15 protein-coding genes and 1 pseudogene are annotated in these 17,159 nt (G+C 50.7%); 5 read left to right on the top strand and 11 right to left on the bottom strand.

Annotated elements, in window-relative coordinates; translation table 11 throughout:
* Positions 1–371: 371 nt before the first annotated feature.
* The 7 genes from JJB97_RS16345 to JJB97_RS16315 all read right to left on the bottom strand — a co-directional run bounded on the left by JJB97_RS16345 (position 372) and on the right by JJB97_RS16315 (position 7,096).
* Positions 372–983: a hypothetical protein gene (locus JJB97_RS16345; RefSeq protein WP_238715135.1), complete on the bottom strand. Its 612-nt coding sequence runs from the start codon at positions 981–983 to the stop codon at positions 372–374.
* Positions 976–1,377, bottom strand: a complete 402-nt coding sequence (locus tag JJB97_RS16340; protein ID WP_238715134.1) for a hypothetical protein — start codon at positions 1,375–1,377, stop codon at positions 976–978. Before JJB97_RS16340 ends, JJB97_RS16345 begins: the two co-directional genes overlap by 8 nt.
* Before the next feature lie 407 nt (positions 1,378–1,784).
* Positions 1,785–2,114 carry a hypothetical protein gene (locus JJB97_RS16335; RefSeq protein WP_238715133.1) on the bottom strand — a complete coding sequence of 110 codons (330 nt, stop codon included), beginning with the start codon at positions 2,112–2,114 and terminating at the stop codon, positions 1,785–1,787.
* Positions 2,115–2,224: 110 nt separating this feature from the next.
* Positions 2,225–3,181, bottom strand: coding sequence for a fimbrial protein (locus JJB97_RS16330; RefSeq protein WP_238715132.1), 957 nt, complete (start codon positions 3,179–3,181; stop codon positions 2,225–2,227).
* A gap of 63 nt (positions 3,182–3,244) precedes the next feature.
* Positions 3,245–5,773, bottom strand: a complete 2,529-nt coding sequence (locus JJB97_RS16325; protein WP_238715131.1) for a fimbria/pilus outer membrane usher protein — start codon at positions 5,771–5,773, stop codon at positions 3,245–3,247.
* A gap of 53 nt (positions 5,774–5,826) precedes the next feature.
* The gene (locus JJB97_RS16320; protein WP_238715130.1) at positions 5,827–6,492 is read right to left on the bottom strand and encodes a fimbrial biogenesis chaperone; all 666 of its coding nucleotides are present in this window, start codon (positions 6,490–6,492) and stop codon (positions 5,827–5,829) included.
* Between the two features lie 70 nt (positions 6,493–6,562).
* On the bottom strand, positions 6,563–7,096 hold the full coding sequence (locus JJB97_RS16315; protein ID WP_399198698.1) for a fimbrial protein: 534 nt from the start codon (positions 7,094–7,096) through the stop codon (positions 6,563–6,565).
* 603 nt (positions 7,097–7,699) lie between these two features.
* Here JJB97_RS16315 and JJB97_RS16310 point away from each other — a divergent pair.
* From JJB97_RS16310 to yjeJ, 3 genes and pseudogenes are all read left to right on the top strand, one after another.
* On the top strand, positions 7,700–8,482 hold the full coding sequence (locus JJB97_RS16310) for a winged helix-turn-helix domain-containing protein (RefSeq protein WP_238715129.1): 783 nt from the start codon (positions 7,700–7,702) through the stop codon (positions 8,480–8,482).
* Positions 8,483–9,096: 614 nt separating this feature from the next.
* Positions 9,097–9,669 (top strand): annotated as a pseudogene (locus JJB97_RS16305) (ATP-binding cassette domain-containing protein); the annotation flags it as partial.
* Positions 9,669–10,514 carry a YjeJ family protein gene (gene yjeJ / locus JJB97_RS16300; protein ID WP_238715128.1) on the top strand — a complete coding sequence of 282 codons (846 nt, stop codon included), beginning with the start codon at positions 9,669–9,671 and terminating at the stop codon, positions 10,512–10,514. The pseudogene JJB97_RS16305 and the gene yjeJ, both read left to right, overlap by 1 nt.
* Before the next feature lie 157 nt (positions 10,515–10,671).
* On the opposite strand, the gene JJB97_RS16295 is transcribed toward yjeJ, so the two are convergent.
* From JJB97_RS16295 to JJB97_RS16285, 3 genes are read right to left on the bottom strand one after another with little or no spacing between them, the layout of a single operon-like run.
* Positions 10,672–11,190, bottom strand: coding sequence for a 2-oxo-tetronate isomerase (locus JJB97_RS16295; protein WP_238715127.1), 519 nt, complete (start codon positions 11,188–11,190; stop codon positions 10,672–10,674).
* Positions 11,191–11,202: 12 nt separating this feature from the next.
* Positions 11,203–11,649: a DUF421 domain-containing protein gene (locus JJB97_RS16290; RefSeq protein ID WP_238715126.1), complete on the bottom strand. Its 447-nt coding sequence runs from the start codon at positions 11,647–11,649 to the stop codon at positions 11,203–11,205.
* 10 nt (positions 11,650–11,659) lie between these two features.
* The gene (locus JJB97_RS16285) at positions 11,660–12,163 is read right to left on the bottom strand and encodes a type IV pilin N-terminal domain-containing protein (RefSeq protein WP_238715125.1); all 504 of its coding nucleotides are present in this window, start codon (positions 12,161–12,163) and stop codon (positions 11,660–11,662) included.
* Between the two features lie 555 nt (positions 12,164–12,718).
* On the opposite strand from JJB97_RS16285, the gene JJB97_RS16280 reads away from it, so the two are divergent.
* A complete protein-coding gene (locus tag JJB97_RS16280) occupies positions 12,719–14,029 on the top strand; it encodes an MFS transporter (RefSeq protein ID WP_238715124.1) in 1,311 nt (436 codons plus the stop codon).
* Here the strand turns inward: JJB97_RS16280 and JJB97_RS16275 are convergent.
* Positions 14,026–14,721: an IclR family transcriptional regulator domain-containing protein gene (locus JJB97_RS16275; RefSeq protein ID WP_238715123.1), complete on the bottom strand. Its 696-nt coding sequence runs from the start codon at positions 14,719–14,721 to the stop codon at positions 14,026–14,028. The two genes, JJB97_RS16280 and JJB97_RS16275, sit on opposite strands and share 4 nt — an antisense overlap.
* Positions 14,722–14,783: 62 nt before the next feature.
* On the opposite strand from JJB97_RS16275, the gene JJB97_RS16270 reads away from it, so the two are divergent.
* Positions 14,784–17,042: an FAD-dependent oxidoreductase gene (locus JJB97_RS16270; RefSeq protein ID WP_238715122.1), complete on the top strand. Its 2,259-nt coding sequence runs from the start codon at positions 14,784–14,786 to the stop codon at positions 17,040–17,042.
* The last annotated feature ends 117 nt before the right edge of the window (positions 17,043–17,159 follow it).

The following is a 17,159-nucleotide window of genomic DNA, read 5'->3' as shown; positions in this document are numbered from 1 at the left end:
TTAATACATTGGCAGTTACACAGAATTACTGACAGGCTCTTTTTCACGGGCGATCTTTTTATTCACCTTTTTCTCGCCCGGTTCAGACACGATATTTACCTGCAAATCTCGCTTTGCCAGATCAATTCCGCTAATTTATTCCATGAGACACTTTTTCACATTGCTGTTTGTCTGCACTCACGGCATGGTTCACTGAAGCCTTTGTAGGGCGGCGATCATATCATTAGCGCCCTCCCTTATCTCAGCCTGTCATAGCGGCCAGCGCGCAACGCATTACAGGCCCGGCATAGCATAAGCTTAGCGGAGAAAATGCTTCATCCTTTTAACCTGCAAGGGCCAGCCAAAAGTGGCGCGCTGTACTGCGCGGCTAATTAGAGCAGGCCGCAGCCCCTGGCCAGCGTCAGCAGATCAACCATCCGCGTGACGTTCAGTTTTCGCGTGATGCGCCGCTTACAGGCGCTGAGCGCTTTTGCGTCAAAGCCGGTCTCAGACATAATGCTACACGCGTTTTTCCCGCTGATGATGGAATGAAAAACAAACAACTCCATAGGTGAAAGTAAGCTGGACGCCCTGCGATCCTGCCACGCTTTATAAGCCGGTAATACCGTATCTGAACTCCTCCTTGCGCGCACCAGCGAGGCGATAATGTTTTTTAATACGCTCAGGCTCGCATTCGCGGGCTGATACAACTGATCAATAAAATTCAGATCGGGATAGAGCGCGACAGGAAGCTGCTGTCCTAACACCAGAATTTTCAATGTCGGGCTGTACTTACGCAATATGCCGATAGTGTCTTTGTTTTCCGCCGTCCAGGGCAGGCTGTCGATAATCAACAGATCGATATGCGGTATATCTTTTACAGCGCTGAGTTCATGAAACGTACTATATGCATTCCATACGGAAAGCTGACACTCTTCACTTAATATACAAAGACCCAGGCGCGCATAATAGTTACTGTGTACGATAATCGTATTGTTATTCATAAGGTAATGACCTAAGCGGCAAAGAAAAGGGTTGAGACCGGTGAGCAATAATAATGCGGGTAAATTTCATCCCTGCGATGGCGTTATTGATAACGGTTTCATTTTCCAGATCAAGCTGACTGATTGTTTTATCCATAAACAACATACTCGACCGCCGATCGCCCGTGAGGCTGACTCCCGACTCGCCTGTCAACTTTTCATCGCCCATTGGCAATTGTTTAATTTCATTATGCCTGTTGCGGTAAACGCTACAGGCGTTAACCCATTGCCTGGCCGGACTTTGTTTAAGTGGGGAGATATTGCCGATAATTATCCCCACAATCCGCCTGTCATCCTGCCATACACAAGCGTTATTCTTCTGCTTTACCAACTTCCCCAGGTGATAACAGGCCATACATCGCCCTCATCAGCGCCGTATTTCCTTTACCTGTAAACCCGGCAATGGCAATACTCTCACCTGCGCAAACCTGTCGTAAGGGATTGCCAGGAATAGGTTTGACAAGCGATCAAGCCGGAAGCTTAAACGTTTAACGCCAAACGGCACCGCTGCCCCCTGTGAGAAAAGGCGATGCGCCGGACTCTCCAGCTCCGCCCCGATAGAGATATTGCCCGAGAATACGCTCATGTATATTGTCAGTACCCTGAGTTTTATATTCGGATAGAGAATGCTTGCCGCTCATGCTTACCCTTTTCATCCTAATGGTATGCATCCGTAATATCCTTTTATCACTCATAACTTGCTCAATCATTTCGGGCGGTAAAAAAATTTAAAGGGGCCGAAACGTCGGCCCCACATAAAAATTACAACGGAAGCGTACCGTTGAAGAAGCCTTCAGCAGCCCCCAACGCCAGAGTCCAGGTCGGCTCCCAACCCACTATCGCGCCGCCGATGAAACCACCGATAGCCCCAGTAATACCGCCGTAAAGCATACCAACGCCCTGACCAATGCTACCCACGCCCAGCAGGCCGCCGCCGTCGCCGCCGTGTTTGCCGCCAATAACGCTACCGACCCAACCAGCGGCGATACTTCCTACGACTGCGCTGCAAAACCCTTCGCCAAGGTTGGCGAAAAAGTTCTCACCATAACCGCCCGCAACGTTTTCTATTTCAACTATAGTTAATTCACGCATTATTTATTTCCTTATTTATTTCTATTGCTGTTTATAAATGTCCAGGTGAAGGCCCACATTATCCTGAACGGGGATTCCCTCTTATTAGAGGTGAATTCAGTTAATGACCGTTAATTTTGAGTAATCGTAAAAGTCATTGCCGCATTAGCGCTACCGGGCGTTATCATATTTCCCGTCTGGATATAGCTGGCCTGCAGCGGGATGGTTATCGCCTTTTCATAATTAGTGTGATACGTTACTTGCTTACCAAACTGAACCGGCGTTCCATCCTGGTTCATGACTTTCACGCCAACACCCGTTGCGGATAAGTCCTCGCTTAAAATGGGTATAACGCCAGCCTGCGGCGACGTTGCCCCCACAGCCGGGTCGAAAGAAATAAAAACCGGCAGCGAATCGCCCTGGCAGGTAAGTTCAACGTTAAATATTTTTGGCGTGGTCATACTGCCCGGGCCGCTAAATTCGGCACGATTGTGTGAACCGAGCGGCACAATAATATTAGTATGTTTGGCATAACAGCTTTTTATACGTATTCCGCCGCTCAATATTTGAATAGTCAGGATATCCACAGGGCTATTCGTTGTATTTGGCAGTGAAAAGCTGGCAATCTTCCCCGTGACGAAATTTCCAGGCGTAATCGGGCCTGTGCGATAAAACGTTAATTTAATATCCCGCGCGCTGAGCGGAATGGTCATATTGGGGCTTAACTGCGTGATGCCGGGCACAAAGTTACCCTCAATAATATAATCCGATATCTTTACTCCCACGCCGGGGACGCCCGTTTCATAAACACCGGGCATCGAGCTGCTTTGCGCTGCCCACGCGCCCAGCATCGTTGAAGTATAACGGATACTTCCCCCCGTACAGGCGCCAATAACGCCGCCGGTGGATAATGTTTTCGCCGCAAGTATGCTGCCTACCGGAAGATTGGGATCAATAGCGAACGTCGGCAATGCTATCTTCAATGGTGTATTGACACTTACGGTACACCCCACGGCCAGCGCTTTGGCAGATAACATCATCAATGCCAGCAATGAAAAGGGAGCCACCCGCGACAATGTAATTTGCATTTTTCTAATCCTTTTGATCCGCCTGTGAAACCAGCCAGGCGTTCCTTATTATTAATATGCGGTTTACTGACAACGCGCGTTTTGCCTCAGCACGCTATTTTCACGCTCCGGCAGGGAAACCACAGCCTGGCACTGGCTGGCAGCGCCGCTGCCCCAGGAAACGCTCAACCGTTCATTCCCCTTCAAACCGCTCAGATAAACCTGGCCGCCGTCGCCGACTATCCCATTGCTGCCCGCACGTTCGCCTTCAACAACAACCGTGGCGCCAAAGGGGACCGGCCTGCCGTCGTTCTGCGTCAGGGTTAACAGCATCCGTTGGCCAATCTGGCCGACAAAATCCGCCCGGACTATCGCGCCGCGGGTTGGAATAACCGTCTGCGAAGTCTGCTCCAGGTCAACATCGTCCGGAAGCGTTTCAGGCACCAGCGTCACATCATTACGCCGGTAAGGGCTGACATAAGGTATTATCGTGTAGCCACGAAAATCGGTTTTTACGCCTGTCTCGCTGGCAATCGTCGTTCCTCTGACGCCGGGCGCTTTCACCAGCGCGGCCGTTTCACCCAGCGGCTGGCTGAGCGTGACGCCATTGGGGTGAATCACAACCCCGCCTTCAACGCCGTAATTGATTCTGCGCATATTTTTATCCCAGGCATAACCCCCGCTCAGGCCGCCATAGGTCGCCTTATAATCCGCGCCCAGGTTCCCGCTATCGCCTTCTTTACGGCTGGCAAAGCTTTCCTGGATATTCCAACTGAGGTTGTTATCTTCCAGTAGCGTGCCGCTAAGCCCAACGGTATTCGTACTTTTGCCCGGCCTTGCGCTATTAAGGCTGTATGTCGCCCAGGTATTGCCCATAAACTTGTCGAGCGGAACGCTGACGTTAAAGGCAAAAATCTGGTCTTTATCATATACTTTACGACTGCCTCTCCCCGACGAGGCGTGGATAGAGTTACGGTTGTAGGTATAATTAAGCCCGTAGCTGATCCCTTTCCAGCTATTGTTATAACCCACGCTGACTGCACGCGTTTTTCGGTTATTGTTCCAGTAATCTTCACTAAACAAGCCCAGGGTAAGAGAGCCTGCCCCTTCCCAGAGGCTTTGGCTTACGGTCATTTCAGCACGGTTGCGTCGTCTTTCCAGCCAGTTATGGCCGTTGTCGCTAAAGCTATCAAGCACCTCATTCATGGTGTAATAGCCGCGCGTCGAGTAGCGATAGCCCGCGATGGCGAAGTTAGTACCGGTTTGTACAAAGTTTTTGCTATAGCGCAGCCGCCACGACTGGCCGTTCTCTTTAGGCTGATTATCAGGTGTGGACCATGCCTGAATAACATCCGCAGAAATTGCCCCGAACCGGCCAAAGTTTTTACCAAGGCCAATTGCCAGAGACTGATATTTGCTCATTAACTGGGTACCGCCGTAAAACGTAAACCCATAAGCCAACCCCAGCATGCCGGTCGCCTGAGTAAAAGCCTTACGCCTGGCGCTGCCGTTATAGGCGCGGTATTGCCCGCTGGTGATACTGTATTTAAAACGCCCTTCGCGCTGGAGAATGGGGACAGAAGCAAAAGGCACGACGATATGCTGTTCGCTGCCGTCGGCCTCTTTAACCGTAACGTAAAGATCGCCGCTGCCGCCTGTGGGATACATATCATTAATCGTAAACGCGCCCGGCGCGACATAGCTTTGATAGATGGTATAGCCATTCTGGCGAATAATAATGCGCGCATTAGTGCGCGCAATACCGCGAACAACCGGCGCATAGCTTTTCAGGCTGTCTGGCAACATCTCATCGTCAGAGGCCAACTGGCCGCCGCGAAACGGCACGCTATCAAAAATATCCGACGGCGAAGAGCTTTCTCCCAACGTAAGCTGGCTCTTAAGCGCGATAATATTGCGCTGGGCGAAGGTATAGACGCTGTCCCAGCGCGAGCCGCCGTTGCTGTCGCGGTTCCATGTAGAGTAATGACGCAGGCGCCATGCGCCTATATTCAGCCCGGGGCGCAGGTTTAAATACTGGCTGTCGCTATCCTTCACCGCCCGATCGCGACTTTTATTTTGCGCCCCGGTAAAACTGTAGTTAATAAACAGCGCCGGAATGCCTTCATCCCACTGAGACGGCGGCACATATCCACGCGCCAGCACATTAAGCGCCGCCTGAGGAATGCTTAACAGCAGCCGCTGGCTTGCAAAGACAAAAGAGGCGCTGGCATCAGGAATAACAGAAAGTTTGGCGCATTTTCCGCCCTCTTTAAGGCCCGGGAAACCGGCGACGTTAACGCCATACTGCTGCAACTCTTCTGCAGAAAAGCAGGGTTGCAGGCTTTTTTCTCCGTCGGCGTCAACCTGCAAAATAAACGGCACGTCGCGGGTCTCAACGAAGTTATCATTAAGCAGCACGTCAACACGATACACACCTGGAATCTGCGTCCCCTGACTAAACACCGACAGATCGGATTTTTGCGTTTGATCGCCAACGCGCTCCAGAAACACGGGGTTGAACAACTCATCCCCCCAGGCGCAACGGCTTGCGGTGGAGAAAACAAGTATTATTAACAGTGACGAAGGCAATATACGTCTTTCAGGTGCTTTCATAGAGTCAGTCCATTTCTCAATAACGTCTGCTTTCGCAGCAGCGACAATCCAGGTCACAGCGTAGCGTGATGTTCCGGGCCGATAGCGCCGTAGTCACTAATAATCCGCCAGGTTACTGCATCCGCTCCCACGCCCGAAGGCAGCGCAAACGTTTTCGAGGCGAAGGGGGCGACCCATCCAACGTCTTTAAGCGAATGTTGGTTAACGACAACAGACTGGAAATTCATATAGTAGGGCGTGGGGTTATTCACTTTTATACTTCCCGCCGCACGCTGCCAGACCAGCTTGTCAGTCAATTCTTCTGGCGCCTGCCTGAGCGAATCCGGCCTGACGATAAGCTTAATGCGCGTTTTAATCGCCACCTGCAGCACGTTTTCTTGCTTAGAAGTTGCAGGGATGGACTTAAAGTTAGCCCAGTACATCACTTCACGATCGGCCGGGAAATCACCGCCGGCACGCACGACACGTAGCACATTCTGTTGCTTGCCATCCAGGCGAAACAAAGGCGGCGTGATAATAAACGGCGCAGACTGCCCTGCTTGCGTATCAACCCAGGACTGTATTAAATAAGGCGCGTTATCGGGGTTACTGACATTCAACGACGTTTCTTTTTTATTACTTTTAAAAATAATACGCGTACCGCCAATAATTACCCCGGCCTGAGCAGATAGACTCACACTCGTCATAATAGCTAACACAATGAGCAGGCATTTATTCATTGATTCATCCTGTTATCAACGCAGAGTAAATCTGGGCCAGAAATCTCCGGCCCAAATTAAGGGGTAAGCCTTAGTTATAATTCATCGTGAAGGTTGCAACCGCGTTTGCCAAACCGGCTTCCACGACGTCAGCTTTCGCAATATAACGCGCATAAAAATCCAGTGTGTTTGTTGTATTCGGCTTCAGATCATAGTTAGCCGATGCGGTAAACAGCGGCAGCACGCTCTGGGTTTTATCAGCAAGCTGAATCCCCACTCCCGTTGCAACGCCTGATTCTTCAGTTAAGGCCAGAACGCTGTCATCGCCTTCATAGGCCTTGCCGTCGAATTTTACCGTGGTCCCTTTAACGGTTGACGGGCAGTCTTTCAGCTTTAACGTAAATTTCGTGGCAGACGCGGTAGAACCTGCTCCGGTAAATGCCGATTTATTTACTTTACCCATATTAACCGTCATGGTGTTATTAGCGCCAATATCTACAGTGCAAGCCGAACCAACAATTTCACCCTCGAATTTTACAGTGCCGTCGTAAGCCTGTGCAGCAGCAGAACCTGCCAGCATCAGTAAGCTCGCCACCGATGCAATGATAACTTTTTTCTGAGTCATGATGATATTTTCCTTAATATACACATTTAATTAAGCGTTTCCTTTTGTTAAAAACACTTAGCTTGTCCCGTTCTTATCAGGGCATCAGGCAATCAACTGCGCAACTACCTACCAATAAGTAAAGAACGCCGCTTAGCAGGGTTAAGCAAGAAAGAGTCACTCACCCACTGACAAAACCACGCCGACTATGCGCACAATGCATGAACAGCGCACAGGCATGCTTATCCCTTTATCTAACGCCTGATAAGTGGTGGCAAAAAGATATATACAGAACCGTTGACAATAAAGTGAAATTCAAAAAACAAACATTTATTCAGCAAATAAAAAAGACAGACACCCTCATTAACACAACAACGTTATCTTAACCCATCGCTACAGGTAAAAATAACACCAGATAAAACTTTTTAAATTCTTAACAACGCGCTGCCAATTAACCAACCCATTGATTAAAAGTCATTTTATCGTATTTTTTTAGTTTACCTTAGGTTTGAACCAACAGTTTCGCTATGGTAATTTTATATCCTACTTGATAAATCTCCGTTACAGTATTGATAGAGTAGGCTGTTGCCAGAAATGCCGCCTGGGGCGCTATAAGGGAATACTATGCTTTTTACCATTAATGGACTAATCGTATTTGACTCAACCAAAAATATTCTTCAGCATTCAAATTCTGACGATGAGGCAGAAATAAAAATTAATCAGCCAGCCAGCCGCTGCCTGTTTTTATTAATTCAGAACTCAGGAAAAGTCATCGATCAACAAACCCTCATTGATGAGGTTTGGCGGAAAAATGGAATGGAGGTCACGCTTAATACGCTATATCAGAACATTTCCATTCTCCGTAAGGCCCTAAAAAGTATAGGATTATCCGATAATGTTATTATCACCGTTCCCAAAAAAGGGATCATGCTGCACCATGCCCTGAAGATAGAACGCGCAGAATCATTTCCTTTAAACCCGTCCGTGGCTGAGGCGTCCGCATCAGTCACGCCAAACGTTGCGTCCGGTCAACGCAAGAGAGCCGGCCTGGGGCAATACAAATTATTAAGCCTCATTGCGCTATTGCTGACAGGCCTTATTTCAGGATATGTATATAATATGGTCAAAGTTAAAAAAGCTGATAATTTCCAATACTTAGCCTCATCAGGAGGCTGCAATATCTATATAAAGCAAAGCAGAAATAAAAACATTGCCCATGAGCTAAAAAAACTCAGCGGATTACTGGAATGCAACAGATATCCTTATGTCTATCTGTCATTTCCCCACAACGCGCAGTCAGCTATCATTATGTGTTCGCAAAATCTGGAGTTAGCAGGCCAGAAGCTATGCGATACAAAGCATATAAGCAGATCTTTCTCTCAAACTGAAAGAAATAACGAAAATTAAGCAAGTTTTTATTTAACGCGCAACCAGGCACCTCCCCTGAATGCGATAATAATTGCATACAATTTAATTTAAAAACGAAATTTTCAGAATTTTGCACAGAATCAGTCAGTATCTAACCACAAACCTGGTGAATTCACACATTACCAGGGAGCGTTGTTTAATGCGTAATAAAAAAGCACATACAAAAGATAAGAAAAGACAGGTACTGACTTAACCAAAAAAGATAGGTTCAAAAATTATTTATCTGTTTTTCATTTACTGTAACCTGCCACGATAAAATTAAAAAATCATTAACAGGAGAATTAACAAAAGCAGCGTTTATACCTTACGGTATTAATTTACTGTTTACGCTTATCGCGCTTTCAACATACCGATACAGCAGCAAAAGAAAGGCCGACCACCGCGCTGTAACCCGGCGCAGTTTACGCGCTTCCTTTCTGGAGATGTTGAATCAGGGCCAGTGAATCAGCTTATCTATGTGTCATTTTGTCTTGCCGAAAGCATCCTGACCCAGCCCCAAAATCAGCGCAGGGCTAAATCAGATTTCTTCGTCTTTCTGGAAGCTTCGGATAAATTCACTGCCGTTAACAGTCTGAATACGCGCCGGCGGGCGGCTCATTGGCGCATCCGGCACGGGTAAAACCACGTTATTAAAAGTGATGTCCGGCCTGCTGACGCCGATGAACGGCGAAATTTTCGTTGGCGAATACGATGTGAAGAAGATAGGCCTTAATAACTACCGTGCCTGCCTCGCCTGCGTATTGCAGGAAGATCGCCTTTTTTCCGGCTCCATTGCCGACAATATTTCCGGTTTTGATGACACCGCAGATATGCAACTGATTACCGAATGCGCAATAAAGTGCAACATCCATAACGAAATCATGCGCATGCCAATGGGCTACGAGACAATTATCGGCGAACTGGGCGCTGGCATCCCCGGCGGCCAGAAGCAGCGCCTGCTCATCGCGCGGGCACTCTACCAAAAACCCAATATCTTATTTATGGACGAGGCGACAAGCCATCTTGATGCCGCTAACGAAAACATGATTAACAACGCCATTGAGTCATTAAATATTACCCGAATTATCGTGGCCCACCGGCCATCAACCATTGCCAGCGCAGACAGAATTATCGATCTGTCAAAAATCGCTTCGCTGCCCCATCCTGTGCTTATGGAGAGCTTTTAATGAATCAGTTAACCGGATTAAATACAGGGATTATTAAATCACCGCAAGGCGTAGTGGCGATTGCGCTAAAAATTGCCGCCCAATCCCGCAGCCAGCAGCGGCTTTACTTACCGCCCGACCAGCTTCAGTCGGTGTTATTCGCCACTTTTAACGTTTATCTTATTTTACGACAGTTGCATCAACAGTCGCCGGAATCCGTTCAGGCAGGCGTGCTCGCCAGCAGCAAAGCGCTGAGTGAAAATATTCCGGCTATCGACCCTGACGAAGTCAATAAACCTGACATTGACTATCGGGTCACCGATTTTGTGATGAAGCGAAAACCGGATAACGTCCATTTCCTGTTTTTCCTGAAAAACGGCGAAGTCATTGCGCTGCAACTGGCCTGTGTGCAGGTGGAGTACCTGCTAAATGTGCTGCTGAGCACTATCCGGAATGCGGATGACGCGCAATTAACGGCACTGTGCCTGAGCGCAAATGATTTCCTGCCGTTTTATACTGTCGATTTTAGCGGCGGCGAAGGGCGAGGAATTAACTATAACCCGTTTTCTCCGCCGGCATGGAAAACCGCGTTATTTAATACTTTCCATTCCATTATCTATCGCCAGCCAGATGGCAGGCTCCCCTGCGGCGCCATTATCAAATCCGCATCAACATTTAATCCCGGCCGCATAGAGGCCATTGCGCAGTTTTTATTACTAAACAACGCCTTGCTTACGCCTTATAAGCACCGGAAAATGACGATTGACCACGCTCAACTCACCATCCCCGCAGGGGAGGAAAGCCTGGATCGTTTATTACGCTCTCACCTGGCGCACCGTAATACAAAACTAACTTTATCCGAATAAAGAAACAGGTGAATTCAACACCGTTAATAATAAAGCCCGGAATTTGATTGAGTGAAAATAACTATCACGAATGAAAATAACGGGCCATAATTTTCTCTGTTCAGCGTCGCATTCCCTGCGCCCCCCGGTCCTTTGCAAAAGCCCTCCCGCAAACCGGTTAACCGGTCTCCCATTCAGAGAGTTTTTCCACCAGCTTCGCCAGAGAATAACGTACTGCTTTTTCCACCACATCCTGGCTTTCACCGGTAAACAACACCCGTTCTGTTTCAATATGCCCCCGAAAGTTCCAGGCAAACCAAACGGTGCCTGCGGGGGTACCGTCCTCGCCGCCGTCGGGGCCTGCGTAGCCGCTAATGGCGATGCCGATATCAGCTTTCGCGATATCCAGGGCGCCGGCCGACATCTCCTGCACACACTGCGCGCTGACGGCGCTGTATTTCGCAAGCGTACTTTCCTGTACGCCCAGCACTTTCTTTTTCGCCCCATCGCTGAAGGTAATCATGCCCGTATCATAAAACGCGGCCGTACCCGCTTCAGCACAAAGCGCCGCCGCCAGATTTCCCCCCGTGCAGGATTCCGCCGTGGTCAACTGTAACCCCCGCTCGGTAAGCGCGCCGGCAACGCGCTTGGTCCATTCACCCGTTGTTTTTACTTCGGTCCAGGTCTGGTTTTTCATCTTTTGCCTTTGCTAATTTTCAGTCGAAATAATAGAAATATGGCCATTACGTTCCAGAATAGCGTATTTAATCTTTTCCAGTTCCGTAATGCCCAGGTCCTGTCGGGCAGCGACCAGAATATCATCACAGGAAACATCCACTTTTTTTAGTTTTTCCGGTAAGAGTTTCCCGTTTTCCACGAGTATAATCGGCGTACCATCCAGTATGGATTCCGCGCCCGGAATAGACTTTTTCATCAGACCAAACAAAATATCAACAACCACCAGCGTGATAATTGTCAACATCGCTCCCGTTACTGAAAAATCATTTCCCAGCAACGCCTGCTGGGTCGCCTCACTAATAATTAATAATAAGATAAGATCAAAACTGGTCATCTGTAATAATGCCCGACGCCCGGCAATTTTAAACACCGCCAGTAGTATCAAATAAATCGCTAACGCCCGGAGAATCATCTCCATTACAACCCCCTTAAGGATAGATAAATTGCCAAAAGCGAATCGCAGGGCCGCCGTTTACCCAAAGCGTACTCACCGCTTCCCCCGGTTTTGTCGGCGTGATCTTCAGCCACACAGAGAAATCTACAGGGTGCGGCGCTGCATCGTAAGCCAGGTAGAGCGCGCCATCCCGGCTATACATCCTGTCAGGCTGCGGCCAGATATTGCCGGTTTCAAATCGCCTGTTAAAATCACCGCCAAGTCTGAATATATATTGACCGGATGAATGAACAGGGGCCGTAATCTTTACAGTAAACTCCGTTTGCAGGCGACCAAAGCGCTCATATTCCAGCTTTACACTGTGCGCGGAAGTTGTTTTTTCACTGGAACTAAAATAGCCGACAGAAAATAGCCCTGCTAACGCGGCTAATATAATTATCACCAGCAGCATCAGCCCACCTTTACGGCAGGCGTATTCAAAATTAAGCGCCCGCCGACTCTCTTTTACTCCAGGCAACGACGTCCTTTTACATTCCATTTAATACCCCCGCATTTTTACGTATGATCGGTCGGCCAGGCATAGTCGCTTTAAGCGTGATCCCCTTTGCCTGATTAAGGAATAGCAACCAGGCTTAATCTGTCAAGTCGCGCGTTCCCGCAAACGCAGTTTGCATTTTGTTTTCGCGCCGCTGATTGACTGTGCTGTCTTTCCGACAACATTTGTTGCTAACAAAAAAAGCCGAAAAAAAACGTTCCCGATATTTTTATAAGATCCATTGCAACGCAGATAACGCCCTCTGCCCGGCGCATACCCCCATGATTTCCCACTAAGTGGTTGTTTCACCTAAGGTTAAAAAAGCGCTTTCCCCTGTCTGTGGCTTACCCTTTTACCCCGGCTCGTTGTCGGGCAGCCGCGAACGCTTTGCTTTGCCTGCCCAAAACAGTTTTCTGCCGTAATCCTGTATCGATCACATTTTCATCTACGGTTGCTTGCAACCCGCTACGTGTCTCTATAAAAGAAACAAAAGAAAAAAATAACAACACGCCGTTGCCTGTCGCCAGGCCGCAAGAATAAACATAATGGGAAAATATTATGTCAGAACAACCCCTTACCACTACGCCCCCCAAAAACACTGGCCGGGTACGCTTCCTTGTGCTGGGCCTGGTGTTTATTAACATCATTATCAACTACATGGACCGTACCAACCTCTCGGTGGCCGCCACGGAAATGTCCGGCGATTTACAGTTTTCACCGCTGCAAATGGGGCTTATCTTCTCTGCCTTTGGCTGGATTTATGCCGCGCTGCAAATACCCGGCGGTTTCGTTATCGATCGCTTCGGCTCGCGTATCGTGTATGGCGTGGGGTTGTTTATCTGGTCTTTAATCACCGCCTTGCATGCCATCGCCAATAGCTTCGGCGCGCTCATTGGCCTGCGCCTGGGCGTAGGGGCGTTTGAAGCGCCGGTCATGCCCTCTAACAACCGCGTTATTTCAAGCTGGTTTCCTGAAGAAGAGCGCGCCAGCGCTATCGGCATTTATTCTTCCGCGCAGTTTGTCGGCCTTGCCTGCATGACGCCTTTGCTGTTTCACATTCAGAGTCTGTATGGATGGCGCGGGCTGTTTCTGATAACCGGCGTGGCCGGGATGATCTGGGCCGTAGTGTGGTACTGCCTTTACCGCGAACCGCTTGAGCACAAAGGCGTCTCTCAGGCAGAGCTGGACCATATCCGTGAAGGCGGCGCGATCCTGGAAAGCCGTCAGGAAAAAGCAAAGCAAACTTTTTCATGGCGTGACCTGGCGCTGATGTTTCGCAGCCGCAAACTCATCGGCATCTACTTCGGCCAGTTTACTATCTCTGCCACCTTCTGGTTCTTCCTCACCTGGTTTCCGACCTACCTGGTGCAGTATCGAAATATGGATTTTATCAAATCCGGCTATGTGGCCTCCGTACCCTATCTGGCGGCCTTCTTTGGCGTACTGCTCGCAGGTTTTGTCTCAGACCGGCTGATTAAGCGCGGCGTCAGCGCAAGTTTTGCGCGCAAAGCGCCCGTTATCCTCGGCATGGCGTTAACGCTGTTTATCCTCGGGGCGAACTACACCAACAACCCAACGCTGATTATTCTTTTTATGTCGATTGCCTTCTTTGGCAACGGCCTTGCGACCATCACCTGGGTATTTGTGACGGCGCTGGCGCCTCGCCACCTGATTGGCCTTGCAGGAGGCGTTTTTAACTTCACCGGCGCGCTGTCGTCCATTGTGGTGCCCATCGCTATCGGCGCGCTGATTGACGGGAATAACTTCGCGCCAGCGCTCGCTTTTATCGCGGTGCTGGCAGGGCTGGGCATTTGCTCCTATCTCTTTGTGGTTGGGCGTATCGATCTCGATTCGCCACTAAAAAATTAAGCCGCGCGGGTCACTAACCGGGCGGCAAGCTGCTGAAGCTGGGCAAGGCGTGGCGCAATTGTCTCCTGCGACGTATCCCACATGCCCGCAAAGGCCAGGGCTGCGTTGTGCGCGCCGAGCGGCTGCGCCATAGAGAGTTCGCCATCATCATGACGCCAGACGACGTGGCCCTCCTCGCGCTGCTGGCGCAGATAAGGCGATATAGCCTGCCACTGCGCCGGGGTAAAACGCCCTCGCAAGGCCTCGTCAGCTTCGCAGGCCAAAAGGGCGATGCCAATAACCGATTGCCAGGCCGGGAGCATATGAAAGCCTGCCAGCGCCTGGCTCATCTGAATACCCGGTTCAGAGTGATAGATATAGATAACCTGGTCTTCCCAGAGCACGCCCATCGCGACCACGATATCTTTCGGCGCATGGCGCTCCAGCAAAGGCAGCGCCTGGGAAAACAGAGCGGACCCCCGAATCGCCTGCGCGGCAAGCGCATGGATGCCGGGGCCGGGAAGATAACGCCGATGCGCATCCTGCTGGGTTAGCCCTATCGCGGCCATCGTCATCAACAAACGATTAACACGGGTGGCATTAATACCCATCAGGCGCGCCAGTTCACGGCAACCCACGGCCCTGCCGCTGGAAACCAGATACTGTAAGCAACGGATACCGTCGATAAGACTTTGATTCGGTTGTGAGGACATGGCGTGCTTCAAATGAATGTAAAAAAGCGATTTTATCGCCAGTTTTTGAGGAAACAAACCTTATGCAAATCTTTCAGCAAACCCCTTCCCGTGAATTTCCGCGCCAGCAGCTTCAAACCGACCTGCTGGTTGCCGGCGGCGGACTTGCCGGGCTTTGCGCCGCGCTTGCCGCAGCACGCGACGGGCTACAGGTGGTGCTGGTGCAGGATCGCCCCGTACTGGGAGGCAACGCCTCCAGCGAAGTTCGCCTGTGGGCGAACGGCGCAACGTCACACATGGGGAACAATAACCGCTGGGCGCGGGAAGGCGGAATTATGGGCGAAATACTGGAGGAAAACCTTTATCGCAATAAAGAAGGCAACCCGGTCATGTTCGATCTGCTGCTGCTGGATATGGCCAGAAGCGAACCGAACCTCACATTATTGCTCAACACAGCCCTGTTTGAAGTCTTTACCGAAGGGAGAAAGATAACGCGCGTAAAAGGCTTTAACGCCATCAATGAAACCTTCTATGACATCCGCGCCAGCCAGTTTTGCGATGCAACCGGCGACGGCGTTCTGGGCCACCTTGCCGGCGCCGAATACCGGGTAGGGGCGGAAGAAGCCGACGAATTTGACGAAAAAATGGCGCCAGGGGCGAATTTCGGTCACAAACTGGGGCACTCTATCTACTTCTATACGAAAAAAGGCGATGCGCCGGTTACGTTTGTCCCCCCCTCCTTCGCCCTGCAAAATATCCAGGATATCCCCCGCTATACCCGTCTGACATCCACGCTTAACGGCTGCGATTTATGGTGGCTGGAATGGGGCGGACGCCTTGATACCGTTTATGACAGCGAAGAGATTAAGTGGGAGCTGTGGAAAATCGTTTGGGGCGTCTGGGACTACATTAAAAATTCCGGGCAATTTGATGACGCCGCCAGTATGTCGATTGAATGGGTTGGCGCCATCCCCGGCAAGCGCGAAAGCCGCCGCTTTACAGGCGACCATATCCTTTCCCAACGGGATATTATCGAGCAGCGCGACCATTATGATGCCGTCGCCTATGGCGGCTGGTCTATTGACCTGCATCCCGCCGACGGCGTTTACAGCAAACATGACGGCTGCCGTCAGTTTCACAGCAAAGGCACATACACCATTCCCTACCGTAGCCTGTACAGCCGCTCGCTGGATAACCTGTTTCTGACCGGACGGCTTATCTCCGCTTCACACGTCGCATTCGGCAGCGCGCGCGTGATGTGTACCTGCGGCCTGCTGGGTGAGGTTGTCGGGCGGGCCGCCGCGCTGTGCCGTCGGCAAAATCTGCACGCCCGGCAACTGGCGGAAAAAGAGCGCATTTCCGCTTTGCAGCAGCATTTGCAGCAAACGGGCTGTTACATCCCGCGCCAGTGGCTTGCCGACCCGGCAAACGGCGCGACTATCGCCAGCAGCAGCGAAATGCGTCTGTCAACGCTGCCGCCCTGCGGCGAATGGACGCCGCTTGATGAGAGAATGGCGCTTCTCCTGCCGCTAAAAGCCGGCGAACGACTGCCTGAAATTTTTTTCACCCTGCGCGCCGCGTCAGCGCAGAGTATAAAGGTTGCGCTACAGGGCAGCTCCCGCCCGGGCAACTTTACGCCGGATACGCCGCTTTGCGAGGTGACGCTCAACGTTGCGCAGCAGGATGATTACCCTGTGCAGTTTAATTATCAAAGCACGCACGATGGCTACCTGTTTATTATCTTTGAGCGCAACAGCCAGATTGAAATGGCCCTCGCCGGGCAGCAGCTTCCTGGCATCATGACCGTTTTTAACAGCCAGAACGCGCGCGTGGCAAAGCATTCGCGCCAGATTGCCGACGGCGATTACGGCGTTGACGAGTTTGATTTCTGGGTGCCGCGCCGCCGGCCTCACCAGATCCTGCCCGCGCTGCGTTTTGAACCGCCTTTAGCCTGCTACGCCACGGAAAACCTGCTCAATGGCCGACTGCGCCCGGAGCAACACACTAACGCCTGGGCTCCCGAACTCAGCGACCGCGCGCCGTGGGTAAAATGGCAGTGGCCGGCGGCGCAGACAATAACGGCCCTGACGCTGGTTTTTGATAACGATTTTGATAATGCGATGGAAACCGTGCAGATGGGCCATGCGCAATCCATCACCCCGCACTGCGTGACCCACTACCGCCTGTGGGCCGATGATACGCTGCTGGCGGAAGTGACGGATAACCGCCATTCCGTATGCGAACATCGTTTAGCGCAACCGCTTAGCGCACGGCAGATAAAGCTTGAAATCCTGGGCACGCCGGGCGGCGTTCCGGCCCTGTATTCCCTTAATATCCGTTAAAGGCAAGCGGATGAACGCCGGGCGTAAAGGCTTTCTCTCCTCGCCCGGCCACAGGCGTTATCACTGATCTTCCCCCTGAAAACAGTGCCAGGCTAAACTGGAGTATCCGGTCTTTTT

It is taken from the genome of Tenebrionibacter intestinalis, from assembly GCF_016632365.1.
Lineage (GTDB): Bacteria > Pseudomonadota > Gammaproteobacteria > Enterobacterales > Enterobacteriaceae > Tenebrionibacter > Tenebrionibacter intestinalis.
This window is presented reverse-complemented; position numbering and strand designations above follow the sequence as displayed.